General features: G+C 57.4%; 16 protein-coding genes. 8 read left to right on the forward strand and 8 right to left on the reverse strand.

The features are described 5' to 3' along the window. Positions 1-62 precede the first annotated feature (62 nt). Positions 63-1,943 (reverse strand): hypothetical protein, encoded by a 1,881-nt coding sequence (locus QGM61_RS03305; RefSeq protein WP_281131914.1) that lies wholly within the window; start codon positions 1,941-1,943, stop codon positions 63-65. A gap of 69 nt (positions 1,944-2,012) precedes the next feature. Continuing rightward, positions 2,013-3,881 (reverse strand): signal peptide peptidase SppA, encoded by a 1,869-nt coding sequence (sppA, locus tag QGM61_RS03310; RefSeq protein WP_281131916.1) that lies wholly within the window; start codon positions 3,879-3,881, stop codon positions 2,013-2,015. Between the two features lie 129 nt (positions 3,882-4,010). Here sppA and wrbA point away from each other — a divergent pair, with 129 nt between their 5' ends. Further along, a complete protein-coding gene (wrbA, locus tag QGM61_RS03315) occupies positions 4,011-4,610 on the forward strand; it encodes an NAD(P)H:quinone oxidoreductase (protein ID WP_281131918.1) in 600 nt (199 codons plus the stop codon). A 343-nt stretch (positions 4,611-4,953) separates the two neighbouring features. Continuing rightward, complete coding sequence (locus tag QGM61_RS03320; protein WP_281131920.1) at positions 4,954-6,099, forward strand: epoxide hydrolase family protein; 1,146 nt, start codon at positions 4,954-4,956, stop codon at positions 6,097-6,099. Between the two features lie 20 nt (positions 6,100-6,119). On the opposite strand, the gene tal is transcribed toward QGM61_RS03320, so the two are convergent. Then, positions 6,120-7,067: a transaldolase gene (gene tal, locus QGM61_RS03325; RefSeq protein ID WP_272907162.1), complete on the reverse strand. Its 948-nt coding sequence runs from the start codon at positions 7,065-7,067 to the stop codon at positions 6,120-6,122. A gap of 275 nt (positions 7,068-7,342) precedes the next feature. Here tal and QGM61_RS03330 point away from each other — a divergent pair, with 275 nt between their 5' ends. Further along, positions 7,343-8,611 carry an alpha/beta hydrolase family protein gene (locus QGM61_RS03330; RefSeq protein WP_281131922.1) on the forward strand — a complete coding sequence of 423 codons (1,269 nt, stop codon included), beginning with the start codon at positions 7,343-7,345 and terminating at the stop codon, positions 8,609-8,611. 30 nt (positions 8,612-8,641) lie between these two features. Here QGM61_RS03330 and QGM61_RS03335 read toward each other — a convergent pair whose 3' ends face one another. Beyond that, on the reverse strand, positions 8,642-9,550 hold the full coding sequence (locus QGM61_RS03335) for a glycosyltransferase family 2 protein (protein ID WP_237132814.1): 909 nt from the start codon (positions 9,548-9,550) through the stop codon (positions 8,642-8,644). 124 nt (positions 9,551-9,674) lie between these two features. On the opposite strand from QGM61_RS03335, the gene QGM61_RS03340 reads away from it, so the two are divergent. Continuing rightward, the gene (locus QGM61_RS03340) at positions 9,675-10,451 is read left to right on the forward strand and encodes a 3-deoxy-D-manno-octulosonic acid kinase (protein WP_281131925.1); all 777 of its coding nucleotides are present in this window, start codon (positions 9,675-9,677) and stop codon (positions 10,449-10,451) included. On the opposite strand, the gene QGM61_RS03345 is transcribed toward QGM61_RS03340, so the two are convergent. Next, the gene (locus QGM61_RS03345) at positions 10,385-11,851 is read right to left on the reverse strand and encodes a flavin-containing monooxygenase (RefSeq protein ID WP_281131927.1); all 1,467 of its coding nucleotides are present in this window, start codon (positions 11,849-11,851) and stop codon (positions 10,385-10,387) included. The two genes, QGM61_RS03340 and QGM61_RS03345, sit on opposite strands and share 67 nt — an antisense overlap. 169 nt (positions 11,852-12,020) lie before the next feature. On the opposite strand from QGM61_RS03345, the gene QGM61_RS03350 reads away from it, so the two are divergent. Beyond that, entirely contained in the window at positions 12,021-14,051 is a 2,031-nt protein-coding gene (locus tag QGM61_RS03350) for a PQQ-binding-like beta-propeller repeat protein (protein ID WP_237132811.1), read from the forward strand. An 87-nt stretch (positions 14,052-14,138) separates the two neighbouring features. After that, positions 14,139-15,005: a cytochrome c gene (locus tag QGM61_RS03355; RefSeq protein ID WP_281131929.1), complete on the forward strand. Its 867-nt coding sequence runs from the start codon at positions 14,139-14,141 to the stop codon at positions 15,003-15,005. A 199-nt stretch (positions 15,006-15,204) separates the two neighbouring features. Here QGM61_RS03355 and QGM61_RS03360 read toward each other — a convergent pair whose 3' ends face one another. Both QGM61_RS03360 and hldE read right to left on the reverse strand, forming a co-directional pair. Then, complete coding sequence (locus tag QGM61_RS03360) at positions 15,205-15,684, reverse strand: c-type cytochrome (protein WP_281131931.1); 480 nt, start codon at positions 15,682-15,684, stop codon at positions 15,205-15,207. Between the two features lie 60 nt (positions 15,685-15,744). After that, complete coding sequence (gene hldE / locus QGM61_RS03365; RefSeq protein ID WP_237132808.1) at positions 15,745-17,169, reverse strand: bifunctional D-glycero-beta-D-manno-heptose-7-phosphate kinase/D-glycero-beta-D-manno-heptose 1-phosphate adenylyltransferase HldE; 1,425 nt, start codon at positions 17,167-17,169, stop codon at positions 15,745-15,747. 166 nt (positions 17,170-17,335) lie between these two features. Here hldE and lpxL point away from each other — a divergent pair, with 166 nt between their 5' ends. Next, positions 17,336-18,298: an LpxL/LpxP family Kdo(2)-lipid IV(A) lauroyl/palmitoleoyl acyltransferase gene (gene lpxL / locus QGM61_RS03370; protein ID WP_281131934.1), complete on the forward strand. Its 963-nt coding sequence runs from the start codon at positions 17,336-17,338 to the stop codon at positions 18,296-18,298. A gap of 8 nt (positions 18,299-18,306) precedes the next feature. Then, the gene (locus QGM61_RS03375) at positions 18,307-19,827 is read left to right on the forward strand and encodes a hypothetical protein (RefSeq protein WP_281131936.1); all 1,521 of its coding nucleotides are present in this window, start codon (positions 18,307-18,309) and stop codon (positions 19,825-19,827) included. A gap of 29 nt (positions 19,828-19,856) precedes the next feature. Here the strand turns inward: QGM61_RS03375 and QGM61_RS03380 are convergent, their stop codons facing one another. Continuing rightward, positions 19,857-21,608: a carbamoyltransferase gene (locus QGM61_RS03380; RefSeq protein ID WP_237132805.1), complete on the reverse strand. Its 1,752-nt coding sequence runs from the start codon at positions 21,606-21,608 to the stop codon at positions 19,857-19,859.

Raw genomic sequence — 21,608 nt, forward strand, 5'->3', positions numbered from 1 at the left:
GTGCGCCGCATAAGTGCACGCAGTGAGATAGCACACAGGAATTCAAAAAAGCCTGAAAGGGATCAGAGACCGTCGCGCAAGACTCTGAATCGCTGCTGCTGATAACCGTCCACTGCAGCGATCATCTGACGGGATGCCATGGCGTAATGATCGGTCAGCTCGGCCTTCAGCTGTTTCTTCTGAGACTCCAGTGACATCAGGATCTGCTGGCGCAGCTCGTCTCGATTCATGGCTTCATCAATGCTGTTCAGGGCAAGATCGGTCAGCAACCAGGCGCCAGCCGCCAGTGCCGGCGTACAAATCACGACCATCGGGCCGCACAGCGCACCACTGGAACCCGTGGCCGCGCTGCTGGCCGCGCGTGCCGAAGCCGCCGACACAACCCGCCTGGAAGCTGCGCCGCTGATGACTCTGACACCAGCCCGACTGGCCAGCCGGGCGGTAGCAAGACCTGCCAGCGCACCAGCGCCGACGGCCGATTTATCCGCAAACGCCTGCAGCGAAAAGGATGTGGTTGGCAGACTGAGGCAGTCCGCCTGCGCCGCAAGCTGGCTCAGCAAAGCAGTCTGACTGGCCAGGAGCTGCCCGGCCTGCTGGTCATAGGTTTCATGAACCCGCACCAGTGCCAGCTGCGTCGACTGATCCAGTGGCTGCCCAATGGCCTCAAAAATACGGGCATCCAGCAGCTCTTCGAGATTGGCGTGCTCAAGGCCTGGCAGGCCAAGTGTGGTGGCCCCAAGATAGGCCAGTTGTGTGTATTGGCCACCAAGACTGTAATTCCAGTCCAGGAATTTCTCGATACCCGGCTGTGCGGCGGCGAATGCCGCATCAACTTCAGCCGCGATGCGTTGCTGCATCACAGCGTCCAGATTCTGATGATGGTTGCCCAACGCCTGGGACGAGGCCTGGATCAGCTGCTGTTGTTGCTGGGGCGCCTGCCAGCGGCAGGGATCAATCAGCGCTGTCAGTCGCACCGGAACGACGCTTTCCTGTACGCCCTGTTGACTCAGCCAGCCGCCAAACAGCAGGACAGACGCCATAACCGCAAATGAACGCAACGTCGGTGGCAAGGCTGCCCCCTTGATCGGTATCGCCAGTGGCCGCGCCAGCATGGTCAGTCCGCTGCATGCGGTCCAGATCAGGCCCGCTTTCATTGCATTCAGCAGCAGAAACGCCAGCCATGCCAGAAGCTTCAGCCAGCCGTCTGCGGTGACGGAGCCACTGAGCTGCTGCATCAGATGCCAGCCCAGCTGGTCCACCACGGCACTTGCTCCCAGCAGCCATCCCGCCTCCGGGAATGCGGCCTGTGACTGAGCATTCGCAAATGCCTGCTGTGCCAACAGAATAATGTCGGCCGAGCGCGTATCGGGCACTTCCACCCAAAACAGATTCACGATCACCAGCAGGATGGTCAGCAGAGCAACGAGCAGAAGATTGCCGACACGAATAACATAGGGGAATTGATAGACACTGTTGAACTGAGGGCCCAGCAGCCGCCGAGCAAACTGAAAGGCCAGCACTGCCAACGGAATGCCCAGGGCGATGACCAGCCAGTCCAGAGGCTTCAAGGCTGCTACGGCGACCAGCATCAGCACCGCCAGCGCCAGCGAGCTGATTGCCAGCGTGAATTTGAGCAATGCGCTGTTCCAGAGCAGTTTTCTGATCATGCTCTGCTGGACAGTGATATGTGCCAGCAATGCACGGCGACGCACAAAACGCAGTGGCAGGTAATAGGCGTAGATCAGCGCTGCCAGTCCCAGCACCATCGAGATTGCCAAGGGCTGAGATACGGTTTGCAATGGCAGGAGGTACAACAGCGCCAGCAACAGGCTGTGTCCGGCAATCACCGCCAGCCAGAATGCTGACCATGGCCAGCGCGGACCGGGCGGTGACCCGGCCTGAGCTGGCTCAGGGCGATGGCTGTCAGTCTGGCTGGTACTCATGGTGCTGACCAATAAACGAGAGTCTGTATCTGTTTAGACGCAGACCGGCGCACCAGGGTTTGGATTCGACTACTTTATCGTGAGACAGTCGTCACACAACATCAGGGTGCGCAGTTGATCCGGCCGGTGATTGGCAGGCAATACCAGACTTAGCAGGGATTGCCAGCGCAGGCGCTGTTCGGCTGACAGAGCCGGCAAAACAGTCGCCAGGCCGCTGAACGACGCAGGCATATTCTGCGCTGCCATCATAGTCGACAGGATCTGCGCACCACCCATACTGTCGGCCAGCTGCAACAGCAACTGCTCGCCAAAGGTCAGCGGACGGCTCAGATAAACGCGCTCGTAGTCATCCAGTTCCGCCAGTTCGGCGGCAGCTGCAATCGCCTGATCCAGATCACCCAGCTGGTCAACCAGGCCAATCTCCAGCGCCTGCTCACCGCTCCATACGCGCCCGCCAGCGATATTCTCAACATCCTCACGGGGCAGGTCACGACCCTCTGCCACCAGATTGATGAAGCGCGCATAGGTGTCGTCTATGCTCGACTGGAACACCCGCCGCATGGGTTCGTTCAGGCCGCTCAAGGGGTCGCCGGCACGCGTCAGCTCGGTTGTGCCCACTCCATCAACCCCCACACCCAGCTCGCTCAGTGCCCGTTCAAACGTGGGAATCATGCCAATCACACCGATTGAGCCAGTCACTGTAGATGGTGAGGCCCAGATCTGGTCGGCGCTGGCCGATATCCAGTAGCCGCCCGAGGCCGCCTGGCCACCCATCGATACAACAAGAGGCTTGCCTGCGAGTTGCAGCTGATCCAGCGCCCCGCGAATCTGTTCGGAGGCGAGCGCCGACCCACCGGGAGAGTCAACACGCAGGACAACCGCCCGGATGGAGGCATCCTGCTGCGCCTGCTGAATCAGCGCTGTCAGGCTGTCCGCCCCAATCATGCCCAGCGGCTGCTCGCCCGGCATGATGGTACCTTCCGCAACAATCACACCGACCTGATCGGTACCCGGTACCTGTGGAGCAAAAGTCGCGTTCAGATAGTCCAGGTAGTGTATCTGCGAGAAACTGCCATTGCTGACACCCACCTCGGCCGCGACCTGGCGCCGGAAACTGTTGGCATCCGCGATATTGTCCACCAGACCCTGTTCAAAGGCGACGCGAGCCATATTGCCATTCGCCGCCTCCAGCAATGTCGGGTAATTGTCGGCATAGCTTTGCAACTGGGCCGTACTCATTTCACGGTTGCCCGCCACCCGCGTCAGATAGCGCGACCAGAGTGCATTCAACAGATTCTGATTGTCGGCACGCGCCTCTTCAGACATATCCATGCGTGAGAACGGTTCGGCCGCAGATTTGAATTCGCCGACGCGGAACACATGAACCTGGACATTCAGGCGCTCCAGCAGATCGCGGAAGTAAAGCTGGTTACCGCCAAAGCCGGTCACCATCAGATTACCCATAGGGTGCAGCGTGATGTTATCCGCGTAGGAGGCCAGCGCGTATTGAGCCTGGGTAAAGTATTCGCCAAAGGCATAGATGGGTTTGCCGGTATCCGCAAATCGCTGCAGGGCATCACCCAGGGTTTCCAGCTGGGCAGGACTGACGCCCAGCAGTTCACTGACATCTATCACCAGCGCGCCAATTCGCCCGTCATTTTCTGCAACTGCCAGCGACTCCAGCAGTTCCGGCATCAGACTGTTCTGCGGCAGCCCGGTGCCAAACATCAGGTCGCTGGCTGCGGCCGGTGAACGCTGCTCACTGATGACACCGGTTGGTGCCCAGACCAGGGCGCTGGTGGACGGGACGGTGACGGTCGCCGGACTGGAGAAAATGAGCAACAGAACAAAAGCCAGAACCAGAAGAAAAATGATTCTGCCAGTAATGGTCATCAGGCCGTCGATCAGGCGTCCCAGCCCCGAAAAAAATCGCCGCATCAGTGATCTCCTAACAATTCATTAAAAAATTCGATCTATCGCGCAGAAAAACTGCACCATTCATCGGAATCTTCCCAGCTATGCTGATTATAGACGTCGCAGTCGCAATTCACACAAGAGGATAGATTCATGACACGCGTTTTAGTGCTTTACCATTCCATGTACGGTCACATCGAGACGATGGCTAACGCTGTAGCGCAAGGCGCAGGCAGCGTTGAAGGGATTGAGGTTACCATCAAACGGGTCCCGGAAACCATGCCGACAGAGGCGTTCAAGGCGGCTGGGGGCAAGACGGATCAGGCTGCTGACATCGCCAGCCCGACCGAACTGGCTGACTATGATGCCATCATTTTTGGCGTACCAACCCGCTTCGGCAATATGTCCGGGCAAATGCGCAATTTCCTGGACCAGACCGGCGGTCTGTGGGCCAAAGGCGCACTGGCCGGCAAAGTTGGCAGTGTATTTACATCGACAGCGACAGGTGGCGGTCAGGAAATGACTATCACATCCACGTGGACAACCCTGGCTCACCACGGCATGACCATTGTGCCGCTGGGCTACACCACAGGTGAAATGTTCGATATCTCCAAAGTCAGCGGCGGCACGCCTTACGGTGCTTCAACCCTGGCAGGTGGGGACGGCTCGCGCCAGCCAGATGATCGTGAACTGGCCATCGCGCGTCATCAGGGCAAGCGCGTCGCAGAAATTGCCGCTAAATTGGCAGGCTGAGGCCTTCACTCCGCGCCCGCTGAGTGGACATAGCAGCAACAGAGAGAAGCCGTTCCGGCTTCTCTCTCCACCCAGTCCTTACTTTTTCTGTGCTCTAACACTGCCGGTAGCCGTATCATCGTCCCCATTCCCACCTCACCACTCCCGCGAATAACAGACACAGAAGCAGCTATGAAGGGCAAAAACGCGCTAAGCTGAGCGACTAGCAAAATCTTTCGAAAGCATAAAATTCAGAGGTATTAAAATGCCCGTATCAAGAACAATACGTCACCTGATTAACACTCTCTGCCTATGCATTGCCTGCACCACACTGCAGGCTCAGCCTGCCGGCGATTCAGCCATTATGCGGTTCGAGATTCATGTCCCTGACCAGGCAATTGCCGATCTGAGGTATCGCCTGGCCAACGCCAGGCTGCCGGCGCAGATTCCGGGCACTGGCTGGGAATATGGTACCAACGCTCAATACCTGACAGAGCTTGTCGATTACTGGCAACACCAGTTTGACTGGCGGGAACAGGAACGTCAGCTGAATACCCTGGATCAGTACGTGACCACCATTGATGGCGTACCGATTCATTTTATACACCAGCGCTCCTCCAACCCAGACGCTACACCGCTGATGATCACACATGGTTGGCCAGGTTCCATCGCCGAGTTTCGCCATATTATTGGTCCACTGACAGAACCCCAGCAACACGGCGGCAATGCTGAGGACGCCTTTCATGTCATCGCACCCAGCCTGCCTGGCTTTGGCTTTTCTGGAGAGCCTCAGGAGCGCGGGTTTAACCCGGAGCGCATGGCGCAGATACTGGCCGCCCTGATGCAACGGCTGGGCTATGATCAATACGGCCTGCAGGGTGGAGACTGGGGAGCGATTATTAACAGGATTCATGCCGATCAGTTTGCTGATCGAGTGCTGGGCCTGCATTCCAATTTTGTGTTGGCCAGCCCTCCGGAGGATCCTGCCATCCGGGACGACGTGACAGAAGAAGAGATGACGGCCCGCAGGGAGCGACAGGCTTTCATGGCCGATGAAGTCGGTTATCAGCAGATTCAGGGCACCAAACCACAGACACTGGGTGTTGCACTCAATGACTCACCGGCAGGACTGGCGGCATGGATCGTTGAGAAATTCCACGGCTGGAGCGATATTGACCGGCAAAGCGTCAATGGTCTGGACACCAAGTTCAGCAAAGACGACCTGCTCACGGACATCAGCATTTACTGGTTCAGCGCCAGCATCACGTCCTCTGCGCGCATCTACTACGAAAACCGCAACTTTCCGGCAGCAGAGCCACTGGGTTATGTCGAAGTGCCGACTGCCGGCGCCATTTTTCCCAAGGAGATTTACCTGACGCCCAGACGCTGGGCCGAGGAGCAGTACAACATCGTGCGCTGGAAGCTTATGCCCAGGGGCGGGCACTTTGCCGCCATGGAAGAACCCGAATTATTGCTTGATGATGTTCGGGCCTTCTTCCGTAGCCTTTAACCGCAAATGCTAACAGGCTGTTAAACAGAGCGACTGAGCACCTCACGCAGCGCCAGATAATCTGCGTGGAATTTACGGATGCCCTCTGACAGTTTGTCGCTGGCCATGGCGTCCTCATTCAACTGCCAGCGGAAAGCGGACTCTGTCAGGCTGCCCCGCGGATCATCGCTGCCCTGCTGCGGATCGAGCTGTCGCGGCAGCTCACCCTGATCGGCCTGCAGCTGTTCCAGCAGGGCTGGAGAAATAGTCAGACGGTCACAGCCAGCCAGCGCTTCTATCTCACCGATATTGCGGAAACTGGCGCCCATGACAATCGTCTGATACGCGTTGGCTTTGTAATAACGATAGATCCGCTTCACGGACAGCACGCCTGGGTCAGTCTCTGCCGTGTATTCCTGCCCGGTACTTGCCTTGTACCAGTCGAGGATGCGCCCCACAAAGGGAGAAATCAGAAACACGCCTGCATCCGCGCAGGCAACAGCCTGGTTGAAGCCGAACAGCAGCGTCAGGTTGCACTTGATACCCTCGCGCTCCAGTTGCCGGGCGGCCTGAATACCTTCCCAGGTCGCAGCAATCTTGATCAGGATTCGCGAGGTGTCAACGCCAGCCTGGGTATACAGATCCAGCAGTCCGTGTGCCTTGCGTATCGTGCCCTCGGTATCAAACGACAGGCAGGCGTCCGCTTCTGTCGATACATAACCCGGCACGGCTTCAGTTATTTTCTGCCCGAAATTGACGGCCAGTTTGTCCATGGCAGCATCAATCTGTGACTCCTTGCTGGCGCCCGTGCGCTGACCATGCGCAATTGCATCGGCCACCAGCTCCTGATACTGCTCCTGCTTCGCAGCATTCAGTAACAGAGAGGGATTGGTGGTTGCGTCTTCGGGTTCAAAACGCCGGATACCCGCAAAATCACCAGTGTCGGCGACGACGGTGGTCATCTGTTTCAGTGCCTGAAGTTTGTCCATGAGCTCTGTGTCCATCGCGCCGCAATACGACGCCTTATCATGTCAATGGGTCTTTTTTAAAACTAGTCGATCCTTGCAGGCCGGTCAATCGCTGGCCGCATGCACTGTGGCTGTCCTGGTGACGTAATATTTCTGCAACGTTCGTGACGTAAGCTGTCGCAATGCGAAGTTCTGCCCGGATTATTCACCAGAGACCCGGGCAGAGTGTACTAAAAGTCAGATAGAATTGGGCATTGGTACATCTGCCCTGTTAGCTTCATAATGAAGATTATTCTATGAAAAGACTACTGATTCTGGTGATGACATTGAGCTTCTCCTCCGCACACGCGCAAGACCGCGACCCCATCAATCGCATAGACCTGACCCGTCCCGACGCACCTGCGCTGGCGGTGTTTGGCGATCATCCGATTGGCGTACGTACCATCCGACTGGTGGACACGGACAGGCCGGATGTTCTCAATGCCAGCGACGGAGCAGAGATCAGCTACTACGATCGCGAGTTGACCGTTGAAGTCTGGTATCCGGCCACGGCGGACCAGAGTACGCAGGCAGGCACCGAATACACCACCCCAACCCGCAACCCGGCCATCATCGCCACGCTGCATGGGCGCGCGGTTCGTGATGCAGAACCTGAAACAGCTGAGCGCTTCCCGCTGGTCATCATGTCACACGGCTATCCGGGCAACCGTTACCTGCTCAGCCACCTGGGTGAAAATCTGGCCAGTAAGGGTTATGTGGTTGCGTCCATTGACCATCCGGACAGCACCTATGAGGATCAGCAGAACTTCAGCAGCACGCTTTATAACCGGGCGCCGGACCAGCGTTTTGTGCTGGATGCCATCGCCAGCGGCCAGAGCGAGGCCGCCTTTATCAGCGCCAGCACCGATGCGAACAACACGGCACTGATTGGCTACTCCATGGGCGGTTACGGCGTGCTGAACAATCTGGGCGCCGGCTACAGCGATGCGGGCGTGGGTTTTATTGGCGCGCCCCCAAATCGCCTGCTGCACGAGCTTGCCGCCAGCAATGCGGAATTTGCCAGCCTGCGCGACCCGCGCATCAAGGCAGGCATTCCGATTGCGCCCTGGGGCATGAACATGGCTTTCTGGGAGGCGCAAGGCCTGGCAGCGTTGACCGGCCCGGTATTGTTTGTGGCCGGCGATGCTGACCAGACTTCAGGTTACGACAATGGCGTCAAGGCAGCCTACAATGGCGCCGTTAATGCCGATCCGCGCTATATGCTGGTGTTCAAGAACGCCGGCCATAGCGTGGCGGCACCCATCCCCCTGCCTGCCGAATTTCTGGGTCGTGAAGATACCTCTGGCGCAGGCCATTACACGGACCCGGTCTGGGACACGCTGCGCATGAACAATATCCTGCAGCATTTTGCGACAGCCTTCCTGAATCTGTACCTGAAAGGGGATGAAAACCAGCGCCGCTATCTAGAGCTGCCGACTGAGGGCGCGGGCGACAATCCCTGGGAAGGGTTTGATGATGGCGATGCCGTCGGGCTGCGTTTTTACCACAACGAACCAGCCGACTGATCCATCAGTCGGCAAACTCCATCGACAACATCAGCTTTTGACTTTCGCGGCAGCCTGCCGCAGCGCACTGCGCACGCCCGTGTTCAGGGCACCACCCGTATATCTGCCCTTGGCCTGGTGCTTGATGCGATAAACGCCGGGCACCTCTATCGGCACACCCTGGGTCCTTAACAACCAGCGAAACGCCCTGTCCTCGTAAGCCTTGCACCATGTGTCCGAAGGCTGCTGATAGTAGGGCAGCGCTTCGCAGTAGCCGACAGCGCGCGCCATGTCCCCATGAGTTATCTGCAGCGGCCCGGTGGCGCGATCCCGGGTGAATCGCTGAAACAGCGCCTCGTCGATATCCACCACCTCAGGCGGATCCATCGGCGGCGACAGCAGGGGTGCATCCGGTGGCAGCAGATCGGTGCAGTATTCTGACGATGGAAACACCAGCGCGTCCTGACGGCCCTGCAGCGCCTTGCTCAAACCATCCAGACAGCCCTCGCGGAACAGCAGATCGCAGTCGGTGAACCAGACCCAGTCGGCAGTCGTCTCTTTGGCTGCCAGATTGCGACCAATGGCGCGTCGGAACAGTGCCTGCTTTGGCAGAGGGCGCCAGTTCCATCGAATGCCCGGAATTTTCTGCTGCCTGAAGAAATTCAGCAGTTTCACGGTCTCAGTATCCGCTTCGCCGTAAAACACCGTCATCGTGACATCCATGTCAGTCGGCGGGAACAGTACCAGCGAACTGAGCTGATAGGTCTGCATATGCGCGTAATTCCAGCAGTGACTCACGATCTCCAGGTGCAGCCGACCTGTTCTGGCAGTCAGTTGCTCGCGAGACGGCAGCTCACGCTGAAACCAGCGCGGAGACACCATGCCACCGGCGGCAAGCCGCAGGAAGCGGCCGTAGAGGCCGTCATACCAGCGCGACGGGGGGACTGGGTATTCGCTCATGAGGCACCATATTTTTCAAAAAACGCTATATTATCGAAAACAGGCGCGGTAATCTTCGGTCTGGTACATAAGAACAATGATCTACGTCACGAAGATGACAATGACCTTCGCGTAGAGTGGTCACATGCAATATAAACACTATAAAGACAAAAATGCCTCGGTACTGATCAACCAGAAGGTATTGGCCGACTACCAGCCAGGCCTGTTCTGCCGCGAAACACTCGCGCGCGAACAACATGACACGTGCTCGCGCGGGCGCGGTAATGTCATGTTTTATGAACATGACAGCCTGCAGCTGGTGCTGAAGACCTACCACCGTGGCGGCCTGCTGGGCCGCATGATCAAAAATTCCTATCTATTCAGTGGCACTGAACGCAGCCGAATGTGGCGCGAGTTCCTGCTGCTTGGGCAGATGCGGGACCTGGGGCTGCCCGTCCCTCGCCCGGTCGCAACACGCTGTGTGCGAACCTCGCCATTATGCTACCAGGGTGACCTGATCACGGAACGTATCGCAGATGCCCAGACACTGGCAGAAGTCCTCAGCGAAAAAAACCTGTCAGACACCTCCTGGGAAGCCATTGGGCGAATCATCCAGCGCTTCCACCACCACAATATCGACCATACCGATCTTAACGCCTGCAACATCCTGTTGACCCGATCGGGGAAAATCTACCTGATAGACTTTGATAAGTGTGCCATCCGCCGCGGACGGCACAAGGGCTGGCGGCGTGACAACCTCAACCGCCTGCGCCGCTCACTCGGCAAATGGGAACAGCGCGAAGCAACGTTCCACTTTAACAAAGAGCACTGGCAGGCCTTACAGCGCGGCTACAGTCACCCCAACACCAAAACGCCGTCGTCCAGTGAGTCACGGCTGAGCAGTTTGCGGTCCTTGCCGTAATCCTGCGTGTTCAGCCACGGTGCCCGGTCACCCTGTTTGGGGAAGCGATGCATCATGCGTTGCATATAGCCCGCCGAAAAGTCATCAATGAACGGTCTAGCCTCCATTCCCCGGTCTTCCTCACGCAGCGTCGGGCGCACGACGCGCGCATCATGTTCATCCATATAATTGATCAGGCGACAGAAAAATTCTGCCGTCAGATCAGCCCGCAAAGTCCATGACGCATTGATATACCCGAATGTCATGACCAGATTGGGCACGCCTGAATACATAAGGCCTTTGTAGGCCCAGGTATCAGCGAAATCCAAAGGTTTGCCGTTCAGACTGAACTGCGCACCGCCCATGATCTGCATATTCAGGCCCGTCGCCGTCACGATGATGTCGGCAGCCAGTTCCTGGCCATTTTTCAGCAGAATGCCGTTTTCGGTGAAACGGTCTATATGTTCGGTGACCACTTCAGTGCGCCCCTCGCGGATGGACTGAAAAAGGTCGGCGTTCGGCACCAGGCACAGGCGCTGATCCCAGGGATTGTAGGAGGGCGTAAAGTGCTTCGCGACATCATAGTCTGGCCCAAGCTCTTTACGTACCAAGTCGAGAATGCGCTTCTTCAGTTTTTCCGGCTTGCGTCGCGACTGCCGGTATACCCATTGCTGGAACCGCACATTCTTGAAACGCGTCAGAGCATAGGCCCAGGTGTCCGGCAGAACCCTGCGCAGCGCGTTGGCTACACGATCACGATCCGGCATGGAAACCACATAAGTTGGGGAGCGCTGCAGCATGACAACGTGGCTGGCTTTGTCCGCCATGGCAGGCGCCAGCGTCATGGCGGTGGCACCCGAGCCGATAATCACCACGCGCTTATCGCTGTAGTCCAGATCCTGTGGCCAGTGCTGAGGATGCACAAGCTGCCCCCTGAAATCGGCCTGTCCCTCAAACTCCGGTGTATGCCCCTTTTCATAGCGATAGTAACCTGAGCACATCAGTAGCATTCGACAGCGCTGAGTCACGACCGAATCATCAGCCTGTTCAAGCTCCAGCGTCCAGCAGGCATCCACATCCGACCAGTTGGCCGCCACCAGGCGCTGTCCGTAGCGGATTTGTTTGTCGACACCGTGCTCGGCAGCAGTTTCTTTGACATAACGGAGAATGGACGGCCCATCGGCAATCGCCTTGGCATCGCGCCACGGTTTGAATCGATAACCCAGTGTGTGCATATCGCTGTCCGAGCGGATACCCGGATAACGAAACAGATCCCAGGTCCCTCCCAGTGACTGCCGCGCTTCGATAATGCAGTAGCGCTTGTCTGGGCACTGTTGCTGCAGCATCACGGCGGCGCCTATCCCGGACAGACCTGCCCCTACAATCACAACATCAAGCAGGTCCTTGTTTTCATTTGACATGGCAGATTCCTGAGTTGGTTCAGTTTTTATCACAATTCACTGAGTATATGACGAATCCACGCACTGTAAAAATTGCCACTTGCAGCATTGTGCAATCAGGCATAACCTGCGTGTCGGAGTTCAGGCTCTCCGGTTCTCCGGGAATAATAAAAATCAAGGAGTAACAACAATGAAAATCACACGTCCGGCCGGGACTGGTCGAGCTGCACACCCGTTGCGGCTGGCAGGTCTGCTGGCCATAAGTATTGGTTTGGCGCACACCTCGCTGTCCGCCCAGGACCAGGAGACCGTCGAGTGGGTAACCCTCGGTGGTGATCACGCTCACACACGTTATACCCCCGCCACACAAATCAACGCAGACAATTTCACCCAGCTGGAAACCGCCTGGATCTGGGATGGTGCCAGTTTTGATGCCTCCAGTGGTCGTTCCACCCCAAGCTACGTGGACGGCAAACTGTTCACCGTTGCTGGTGAGCGCCGCCACGTTATCGCCATCGATCCGGAAAGCGGCGAGACCATCTGGTCCTATCGCGAGCCACATACCTTCCGTCATGAATATTCCATGCGTAAGGACTACGGCAAGGGCGTTGCCTACGGTGAAGTAGACGGCCGGGGAGTCATCTATATCATCAGCCCGGCATTCTTCCTGACAGCTCTGGATGCCGAGACCGGCGCCCCACTGGAAGGCTTCGGCGGCCCGGTTGGCATCGAAGGTTTTCCTGAGACCGGCGTGGTCGACATGCAGCGCATCATTGCTGAATACATGGGCTACGATTTCGACCCCTACTACGGCATTCCGCTGGAAGAAGGTTACATCACGGCCTCATCACCACCCATCGTGGTCAACAACACAGTGGTTGTGGGTAACTCTGCCGAGCAGGGTTATAACCAGACGCGTATCGAAAACATCCCAGGGGACATCCTGGCCTTTGATACCGCAACCGGTGATTTCAAGTGGAAGTTCAACGTCATCCCGGAAGCCGGCGAGTTCGGCATCGAAACCTGGGAAGGCATCCCGAACCCAAGAGAGCTGACGGGTGAGGTATCGCCCTGGGCACCGCTGTCTGCCGACGTTGAAGCAGGCATTGTGTACGCAGTGACCAACCCGCCGACGATCGACTACTACGGCGGTCATGCTCCCGGTGACAACCTGTTTGGTACCAGTATCATCGCCATGGATGCAGAAACTGGCGAGCGTGTCTGGCACTTCCAGTTCGTTCACCACGATGTCTGGAACTACGACACGCCAACAGCCCCGGTGCTGCTGGATGTCGAAATCGACGGACGCACGGTGCCGGCCATTGCACAGGCTACCAAACAGGCCTTTGTATACGCCTTCAACCGTCTGACGGGTGAGCCGCTATGGCCCATCGAGGAACGCCCTGTACCGCAGTCGCGTATCCCGGGTGAGCAACTGTCGCCGACCCAGCCCTTCCCGACCAAACCAGCGCCCTTCGACATGCAGGGCCTGACGCACGAAGATCTGATCGACTTCACGCCAGAACTTCGTCAGCAGGCAATCGACTCGCTGGCTCAGTACGAGATTGGACCGCTGTTCAACCCGCCACTGCACCGTGACAATGATCTGGGCAAGATGGCGGCTCTGTGGTGTCCGGGTGATGGTGGTGGCGCCAATATCCCTGGGCCTGCCGTCGCTGATCCGGTCAATGGCATCCTGTACGTGACTTCGCGTTCAGCCTGCTCCTCACGCGTTGTGACTGACGCACAGGAACGTGATGCGATGATCGAGCTGCCGACTGGCCAGACTTTCTCGCGCTTTGCAGCACTGCGATCACTGCCGGTACGTGGACCACAGGGCCTGCCCCTGTACAAGCCACCGTACAGCCGCATCACAGCCATCGACATGAACACTGGTGAACACCTGTGGATGATTCCGGTTGGCGACACGCCAGACCGTATCAAGGATCACCCAGCTCTGGCAGGAGTGGATATTGGCAGCACCGGCACCGGCGCTCTGGCACCAATGACGGTTACCGCCAACATGCTGTTCTACGCCAGCGAAGGCAGTGATGGTACACCTTACCTGTTTGCCGTAGATAAAATGACCGGTGAAGAGATTGGTCGTGTACAAGTGCCTGATACCAGCAATTTCGGTATGATGAGCTACGTTCATGAAGGCAAGCAGTACGTCATGCTGCAAACTGGCAGCAAGCTGACTGCAGTGGCACTGCCAGACTGATATAGTCTGTTGTGTGCCACCTGGCGTGGCGGGCATGATGCTCGCTACGCCAGTTGCCGGTAGCCACCAGCCGGAGTACAGCGCACAATGATCAAGAAACTCCTGGGGGTCGTCCTGGCCCTGAGCATCGCGTTACTTGTTACACTCTCCATCTTTGCGTTCTCTCCCCCATCTGTTCCTGAATACGACATCAGCAGCGAGTCTGACGCCATTGCGCGTGGTGAATACCTCGTCAGTGCCGGCGGCTGTGTTAGCTGTCATGAGGGGGACGCTGGCGGACTCAGTGGCGGGCTGGCAATAGAGTCACCGTTTGGCACCTTCTACGCATCGAATATCACGCCTGATACATCAACTGGCATTGGCGGCTGGAGCGGCCAGGATGTGGTTCGCGCGATCAAACATGGTCGCTCGCCCGATGGCCGTTTTTACTATCCCGCTTTTCCCTACCGCGCCTATTCAGGAATCAGCGATGACGAGGCACTGGATATTGCCGCCTGGCTGATGGCGCAGGACCCAGTGAGCAATCAGCCCCCCGAGCATGAGCTGCCGGCCTGGGTAATGCGCTGGCAGATGGCCGGCTGGAACTTACTGGCCGATTGGAACACACCAGAGTTGCCCGAGTACGCCGATCCGATGATTGCCCGTGGTGCCCACCTGAGCCGCAATCTGGGCCATTGCGGCGAATGCCACACCCCGCGCAATGCACTGGGCATCAGCGATATGAGTCGTGAGTTTGCTGGCGGGGAAATGCCCGATGGGCACGTTGAAGCAATAGACGCCGAGTCACTGGCCAACTGGTCTGAGGACGACCTGGCGCTGTTCCTGTTTATCGGACTGAAACCCGATGGCGAGTATGTCGGTGGCAAGATGGAACCGGTCATTGAACACAACACCGGCCGGCTGACCGATGAGGACCGGCAAGCCATGGCAGCGTTCTTTAAACGGGGATTGTGAACAGCCGGGTCTGAATCGACCCGGCCATTTGCCAGTGCCCTTGCAGGCTTGCAGGCTTGCAGGCTGTTGATAAACGTAATCGAGGCAGTCAGTGCGAGGCAAAAACAGGCGAAAAAGCGCAGTTTACACGGAGTAAATGAGCATTTTGAGCCTGTTTTTAACGAAGCAATGGCAACGCAGATAGTTTTTCAACAGCCTGTTAGTCGACGCGGTACTCACGGTGGCAGTTGCCACAGGTCGAACCGAAGGCGCGCACTGCAGCGATCGTGGTATTGCGATCACCGCCTGATGCGACATCGGCAAAGGTCAGCGCAGCCGCCTGCAGCTCACTGGCTTTCTGTTCAAAGTCAGCCATGTTGTCCCAGATAATGGGCAGGGCTTCGGTTTCCACCGTGAATTCACGCGTGTCATTTGCAGCGAATACTTCCGGAATCATTGGTGCCAGCTCGGCAATACGGCGAGCATTGCGCTCGGCCAGGGCCGCATCAAATTCGGCGCCACGCGCCATGCCGCTGATGGGTGCCATGTTGAACGCCAACAGTTTAAAAACAGCCTGACGTGTCTCAGTCGATGCTGCAGCACGCTCCTGCGGTGTGGGCTCATCCTGCTGCGCACTCACGGTGACAACAAGCACTGACGACAATACCAACGTACCAATAGCAAACACCTTTTTAAACATTGTTTTTACTCCCTGGTTTCAGACTGACAAGCAAATGGTCTCTCGCGAGTATACATGAATTCAGCCGCGCCTCACTTTCTCGACAATGGCTGATGTGGAACAGTTATCCAGAAAGGAAAGCACTTTAACCTGCCCCCCGTAGCTGCGGACATAATCACCGCCGACCACCTGCTCATCGGTGTAGTCGCCGCCCTTGACCAGAATATCCGGCTGGAGGCGCGTCAACAGATTTTCCGGTGTATCTTCAGTAAAACTCACCACCCAGTCCACGGCCTCAAGCCCTGCCAGCACCGCCATACGCCGTTCGACCGGATTGATGGGGCGGCTTTCGCCCTTGAGTCGGCGCACCGAGTCGTCGTCATTGATGGCGACAATCAGGCGATCGCCAAGCTGCCGGGCCTGTGCCAGATATCCCACATGACCGGCATGAATGATGTCGAAGCAGCCATTGGTAAACACAATCTTCTCGCCATGCGCGCGGGCATCTTCGACCGCCATCACCAGCTGATCTGCGGTCATGGCACCGCGGCCGGTTCCCTGCAGTGACTGCAGGGCGCGACGCAGCTCGGGGCCACTGATCGCGGCAGTGCCAAGACGGGCAACCGCCAGCCCTGCGGCAAGATTGGCAAGCATGACGGATTTTTCCATGTCCTCACCGGCAGCCAAAGATGCGGCCAGTACAGCCACCACCGTGTCGCCAGCACCGGTTACATCAAATACTTCGCGCGCCTGGGCTGGCAGGTGCAGCGCGGCACGCGAGGCCTGCAACAATGTCATGCCTTTTTCGCCCCGAGTGACCAGGACAGCGTCCAGCGCCAGGGTTTCCCGCAGCCGCTGCCCGCGCTCGATCAGCTCATCCTCGCTGTGACAGGCACCCACCACCGCCTCGAATTCCGAAAGATTGGGGGTAATAACAGTAGCACCGTGATATTTGCTGAAGTCTGTCCCCTTGGGATCGACCACGACCGGCACGCAGCGCTCTCTGGCTGCCTGGATCAGATGGCGCGTCTGTGCCAGCGAGCCTTTGCCGTAATCCGACAGCACCAGTACCTGGGTCGCCTCAAGCGCCTGCTGGACATGCTGATGCATGGCATCCACTGCTTCTGCAGGGAAGGCCTCTTCAAAATCGACCCGCAGCAGCTGTTGTTGCTGGCTGATGATGCGCAGCTTGGTAATGGTCGGAATATTGTCTGTTGATGTGAACTGGCAATCGACACCGGCGGCCTGCAGCTTGCCCTGCAGCTCGTCAGCAGCTTCATCGCGTCCTGTGATGCCAGCTACCGAGGCGGCGGCACCCAGCGCTGCGATATTGAGGGCCACGTTGGCGGCGCCACCGGGGCGATCTTCATTGGCTGCCACTTTGACAACCGGCACCGGCGCCTCTGGCGAAATACGCGAAGCCTTGCCATGCCAGTAGCGGTCCAGCATCACATCACCGGCCACCAGTACACGAGCCAGGGGGTATTGCGGTAAATCGATATTCATGAGGATTCACTGTCCTGTCGCCCGTCGGCGATACACACAATCAATGGCGGCCATCATAGCACAGCCCGCCATCCGGACATCCTGCCGGGCAGGACACCGGTTTGTCATGCCTGCCGCGGTTCCTGCTACAATGCGGCCTGACAATAATCAGACTGACAGGTAAAGTGTGAGCAGGCAGCGACCGCAACACAGCGACAATCCACGCGACTATCTGGGGCCGCGTTACTGGCCGACCTGGCTGGCCTATGGGTTTATCTGGCTGATTGCACATCTGCCCTATCGCCTGCAGGTCTGGATCGGCGAGATACTGGGGCTGCTGATGTACCGGCTGGCGGGCAGCCGTCGCCGGGTCTGTCAACGCAACATTGAGCTGTGTTTTCCCGAACTGAGCAAGGATCAGCAGCGTAAACTCGTGCGCGAAACCTTCAAGTCCAATGGCGTGGGTGTCATGGAGATCGGTCTGGCCTGGTGCCGCAAACCTGCCGATTTCAAACACATGGTGCAGTCCACCGGACTGGAAAACCTGATCAAGGCACATGAGCAGGGCCGCGGCGTACTGCTGGTCAGCGCTCACTTCTCGACCATCGAGTTTGTTGGCAGTCTGATGTCGCTGCTTTACCCAATTGACGTAACCTATCGCGCCCACAAGAATCCATTATTCGATGCCCTGATGAAACGCGGCCGGCAGCGTCTCTACGGCGCCGTTGTTGAGCGCAAAGAAGTACGTCGGGCGCTACGCCGCCTGCAGGAAGGCCATGTGCTCTGGTACGCCGCCGATCAGGACTACGGGCCCAGACATTCCATCTTTGTCGACTTCTTTGGCATACCTGCCGCCAGCATCACTGCGACCAGCAAATACGCCGGGTTTAATAATTCGCTGGTCATCTTTCTGGCGCATTATCGCAACGCCGACAACAGTGGTTATCACCTGTATTTCAGCGAACCTCTGGAAGACTATCCGACGGGCGACGACCACGCCGACGTGAAACGAATCAATACACTGATCGAAGCTGCCATTCGAAAAGCACCCGAACAGTACATCTGGCTGCACAGACGGTTCAAGACGCGCCCCGAAGGCAGCCCGGATCTGTACAGCAGGCAGCTGCCTCCTTCCCACGATCGTCACTGAGTGCAACCATGAACCCGGCATACAGGCCCCATCTCCCGCCACTGACCCTGATCCGACTGATCACTGTGCTCGCCAGCCTGTTGCTGTCGTGGCTGGCGGTGACCCTGAATGCGCAGCCCAATACTGACGCATACATCTACGTTCGAACGGCAGAGATCGCGCTTGAGCAGGGCCTGTCGGCCGCCTACGGTCACTATCAGTGGGCGCACATGTCACTTGTGATCGCGATGATCCACAAAATTACCGGGCTGAGCATGTTTCAGGCAGCCTATTTATTAAACGCACTTACCTTCGCTTTGATGAGCCTTGCCTTTGTCAATCTGGTTGCGGCGCTGGCACCCACCCGCCGCGTGGTCTGGCTTGCCATGCTGGTCATCCTCAGTTTCCCACTGATCAATGAGTTCCGGGCCTACATTATTCGTGACATTGGCTTTCTGGGTTTTGCACTGATAGCCATGCTGCAGCTGATCCACTTCAATCGCACCCTGCTGCTGCGCCATGCCGTGCTGTTTGTCGCCGCAAGTCTGGCTGCCGCCCTGTTCCGACCGGAGGCACTGCTGCTGATGTATGTGTCACCTGTCACGCTGCTGATGAACAAATCACTGTCAGAGAACAATCGCCGGCGCGGTTTCCTGCGTCTGGAAATCATCGCCCTGCTGGCCATTGCGCCGCTGCTGATTGTGTTCGCGTTCAGCCAGGTCGAGCTGCAACAACAACTGCAAAACTTCGCGCTGATCTACCAGCCTTTTCTCAACAATCTGCAGGATATTTTTCAGCCTGACGCTGCACTGAATGCAGCGGTGTTCGGCGACTACGGTGCGCAGTTCGTGGGCCAGTATTCCGGTATATTCCTTTTTGTTGGACTGTTGGCGGTACTGCTTGCCTGCCTGATTGACAGCCTGGGACTGGTCGGCGCGCCCCTGCTGGCCTACGGTTATCTCAAACGTCTGGTAAAACTTGAGCATCCGGCGATGAACGTGCTGCTGATATGGGCCGGCACATCATTGCTGATATTGCTGGCCTTCATCCTGCTGACGCGATTTATCACTACCCGCTATGCGCTGATGTTCTGTACAGTACTGCTGATCTTCATTCCGTTTATTGTCGATCGCAGCTGGCGTATTGCTGCGGCCGAAAACCGGATCAGACGTTTCGCCGGGCTGATGATTTTTCTGCTGCTGTTTGCGTTTATTGATTCACACATTTCTTTTGGGGATCCCAAGCGCCACCTGCAGGAAGCCACAGCATGGATTGAACAGAGCACGCGCCGCGATGCGCCACTGGTCACCAATGAAATATATTTGGCCTACGAAACAGGCCGCGTTGAAGACTATGATGTGGTGCGCCGGGAGATGGAGCCGGAACTGCTGATGCGGGCTTCGCCTGGCACCATATTCGCCCTGACACCGCGTGGCAGCTTTGATCAGCAACTGCAGGCAGAGATCAATCGCGGCGCCCTGCGACTGATCCGCAGCTTCAGTGCCGAGCGCGGCGCAGATTTGCTGGTGTTTGAAAAGGAACTGCCATAGCGCTGACTGTCAGCGTGGCGTTTAGCGGACTACCAGCCCTGTACCTCGTCGTCCGATTTGGTAACCAGCACGTCCTGCATGATCATGTATTCCAGGTCAGACCCATGGAACATGTCCAGCGCATCCTCCGGGCTGCAGATCATCGCTTCACCGGGACGGTTCAGTGAAGTGTTCAGCACAATCCCATAGCCGGTTTTTTTCTCCATCGCCTCCAGCACGGCATGAAAACGTGGATTGCTTGCCTTGCGCACCACATGGGCACGCGTGGTGCCATCTTTGTACACAACAGCTGGAAACAGCTCGCGCCATTCAGGCACAACGTCAAACGAAATGGTCATAAAGTCGGCTGCATGATCAAGGTCCAGCATTTGTTTGGCCAGCGACTCCAGCATGCTGGGTGAAAATGCGCGCCACTTTTCGCGGAACTTCACTTTCTGATTTATCTCCTGAACACTGCCGGAGATGCGCGGATTCCCAAGAATACTACGGTTACCCAGCGCCCGCGGCCCAAACTCCATGCGCCCCTGGAACCACGCCACCAGATGACCTTCGGCAAGCAGTTCCGCAGCCTTTTCTGCAGGACTGTCGAGAATTTCGAACACCGGACGATCGCGATGGGCCTTGCACGCACGTATGCACTGGTCGGTAGTGAAGCGCGGACCAAGGTAGGTATGCCGCAGTTTGCCAACCTCAATATTCTGTTTGCTGATAGCGTAGGCGGCAGCACCAATGGCCGTGCCCGCGTCGCCTGCCATCGGCTGTACATACAGCTGTTTGACCCAGGGCAGGTCCAGCAGGCGCCTATTCAATTTAACGTTAAACGCGCCCATACCCGCGATCACCAGCTGCCCGTTTTCCTTCAGCACATCTGCCAGATAATGGGTGACCAGTCCGGTTGTAATCTTTTCATGCAACTTCTGCATGGCGGCGGCGTAGTGCACATAGGGATCCTGGAACACGTCACCAGCCCGGCGCGGGCCCAGCTGGTCGATAAAATCTTCACTGTAGGGGTAACCGACACTGCGCTGCTTGTAGCGCCGCAGACCGACAGTGCGGATCATGCGGGTGTTGATGCGAAAATCCTTGCCACTGTAATCGGCCAGAAACGACAGGTCGTATTTTTCTGCGTTGCCGTAAGTGGCAATGCCCATAACTTTGGTTTCACCATCCAGCGAATCAAAGCCCAGGTAATCACACATGGCACCATACAGACCTTTAAGAGAGTCAGGCTCATAAAGCTCTTTGATTTTGTGGATGCGCCCGTTTTCGCCATAAGCGAACAGTGTCGTGGCGTATTCTCCACGCAGGTCCAGGCTCAGGATGGCGGTTTTGCCTTTGAAGCCGCTGAGATTGTAGGCACTCGCGGCATGTGCAAGTTGATGCTCAACCGGGACAAACCGCACTTTCTCCCAGGGAATCGCCAGTTCAGCCAGCATGGCCTTGACGCGTTTAACGTAGCGGCGATAACGACGATTACCATTAAACAGCGCATCGAGTGCGCGATCAGGCGCGTACCACATCCGCGCGGCGTAGTGCCAGCGTGCGCGTCCGAAGATGGAAACTGGTGCGTAGGATATGGCGACCTGGTCGATCTGCCGGGGCTTGAGTTTTGCGGAGCGCAGGCAGTAGCGCACGGCATTGACTGGCATCATGCCGCGGGCGTGTTTGCGCCTGACCAGACGCTCTTCCTCTACGGCTGCGACCACCTCGCCGTCAATAAACAATGCGGCGGCTGCGTCGTATCCCAGTTCGCCAGACAGTCCCAATGTGATCACAGGCAT

Origin of the sequence: Pseudohongiella sp. SYSU M77423 (genome assembly GCF_029911965.1) — a bacterium.
Classification (GTDB): domain Bacteria; phylum Pseudomonadota; class Gammaproteobacteria; order Pseudomonadales; family Pseudohongiellaceae; genus Pseudohongiella.

Coding starts and splice junctions, on each gene's coding strand:
- QGM61_RS03305 (WP_281131914.1), bottom strand. CDS start 1,943: ATGAGTACCAGCCAGACTGACAGCCATCGCCCTGAGCCAGCTCAGGCC.
- sppA (WP_281131916.1), bottom strand. CDS start 3,881: ATGCGGCGATTTTTTTCGGGGCTGGGACGCCTGATCGACGGCCTGATG.
- wrbA (WP_281131918.1), top strand. CDS start 4,011: ATGACACGCGTTTTAGTGCTTTACCATTCCATGTACGGTCACATCGAG.
- QGM61_RS03320 (WP_281131920.1), top strand. CDS start 4,954: ATGCGGTTCGAGATTCATGTCCCTGACCAGGCAATTGCCGATCTGAGG.
- tal (WP_272907162.1), bottom strand. CDS start 7,067: ATGGACAAACTTCAGGCACTGAAACAGATGACCACCGTCGTCGCCGAC.
- QGM61_RS03330 (WP_281131922.1), top strand. CDS start 7,343: ATGAAAAGACTACTGATTCTGGTGATGACATTGAGCTTCTCCTCCGCA.
- QGM61_RS03335 (WP_237132814.1), bottom strand. CDS start 9,550: ATGAGCGAATACCCAGTCCCCCCGTCGCGCTGGTATGACGGCCTCTAC.
- QGM61_RS03340 (WP_281131925.1), top strand. CDS start 9,675: ATGCAATATAAACACTATAAAGACAAAAATGCCTCGGTACTGATCAAC.
- QGM61_RS03345 (WP_281131927.1), bottom strand. CDS start 11,851: ATGTCAAATGAAAACAAGGACCTGCTTGATGTTGTGATTGTAGGGGCA.
- QGM61_RS03350 (WP_237132811.1), top strand. CDS start 12,021: ATGAAAATCACACGTCCGGCCGGGACTGGTCGAGCTGCACACCCGTTG.
- QGM61_RS03355 (WP_281131929.1), top strand. CDS start 14,139: ATGATCAAGAAACTCCTGGGGGTCGTCCTGGCCCTGAGCATCGCGTTA.
- QGM61_RS03360 (WP_281131931.1), bottom strand. CDS start 15,684: ATGTTTAAAAAGGTGTTTGCTATTGGTACGTTGGTATTGTCGTCAGTG.
- hldE (WP_237132808.1), bottom strand. CDS start 17,169: ATGAATATCGATTTACCGCAATACCCCCTGGCTCGTGTACTGGTGGCC.
- QGM61_RS03375 (WP_281131936.1), top strand. CDS start 18,307: ATGAACCCGGCATACAGGCCCCATCTCCCGCCACTGACCCTGATCCGA.
- QGM61_RS03380 (WP_237132805.1), bottom strand. CDS start 21,608: ATGCCTGTGATCACATTGGGACTGTCTGGCGAACTGGGATACGACGCA.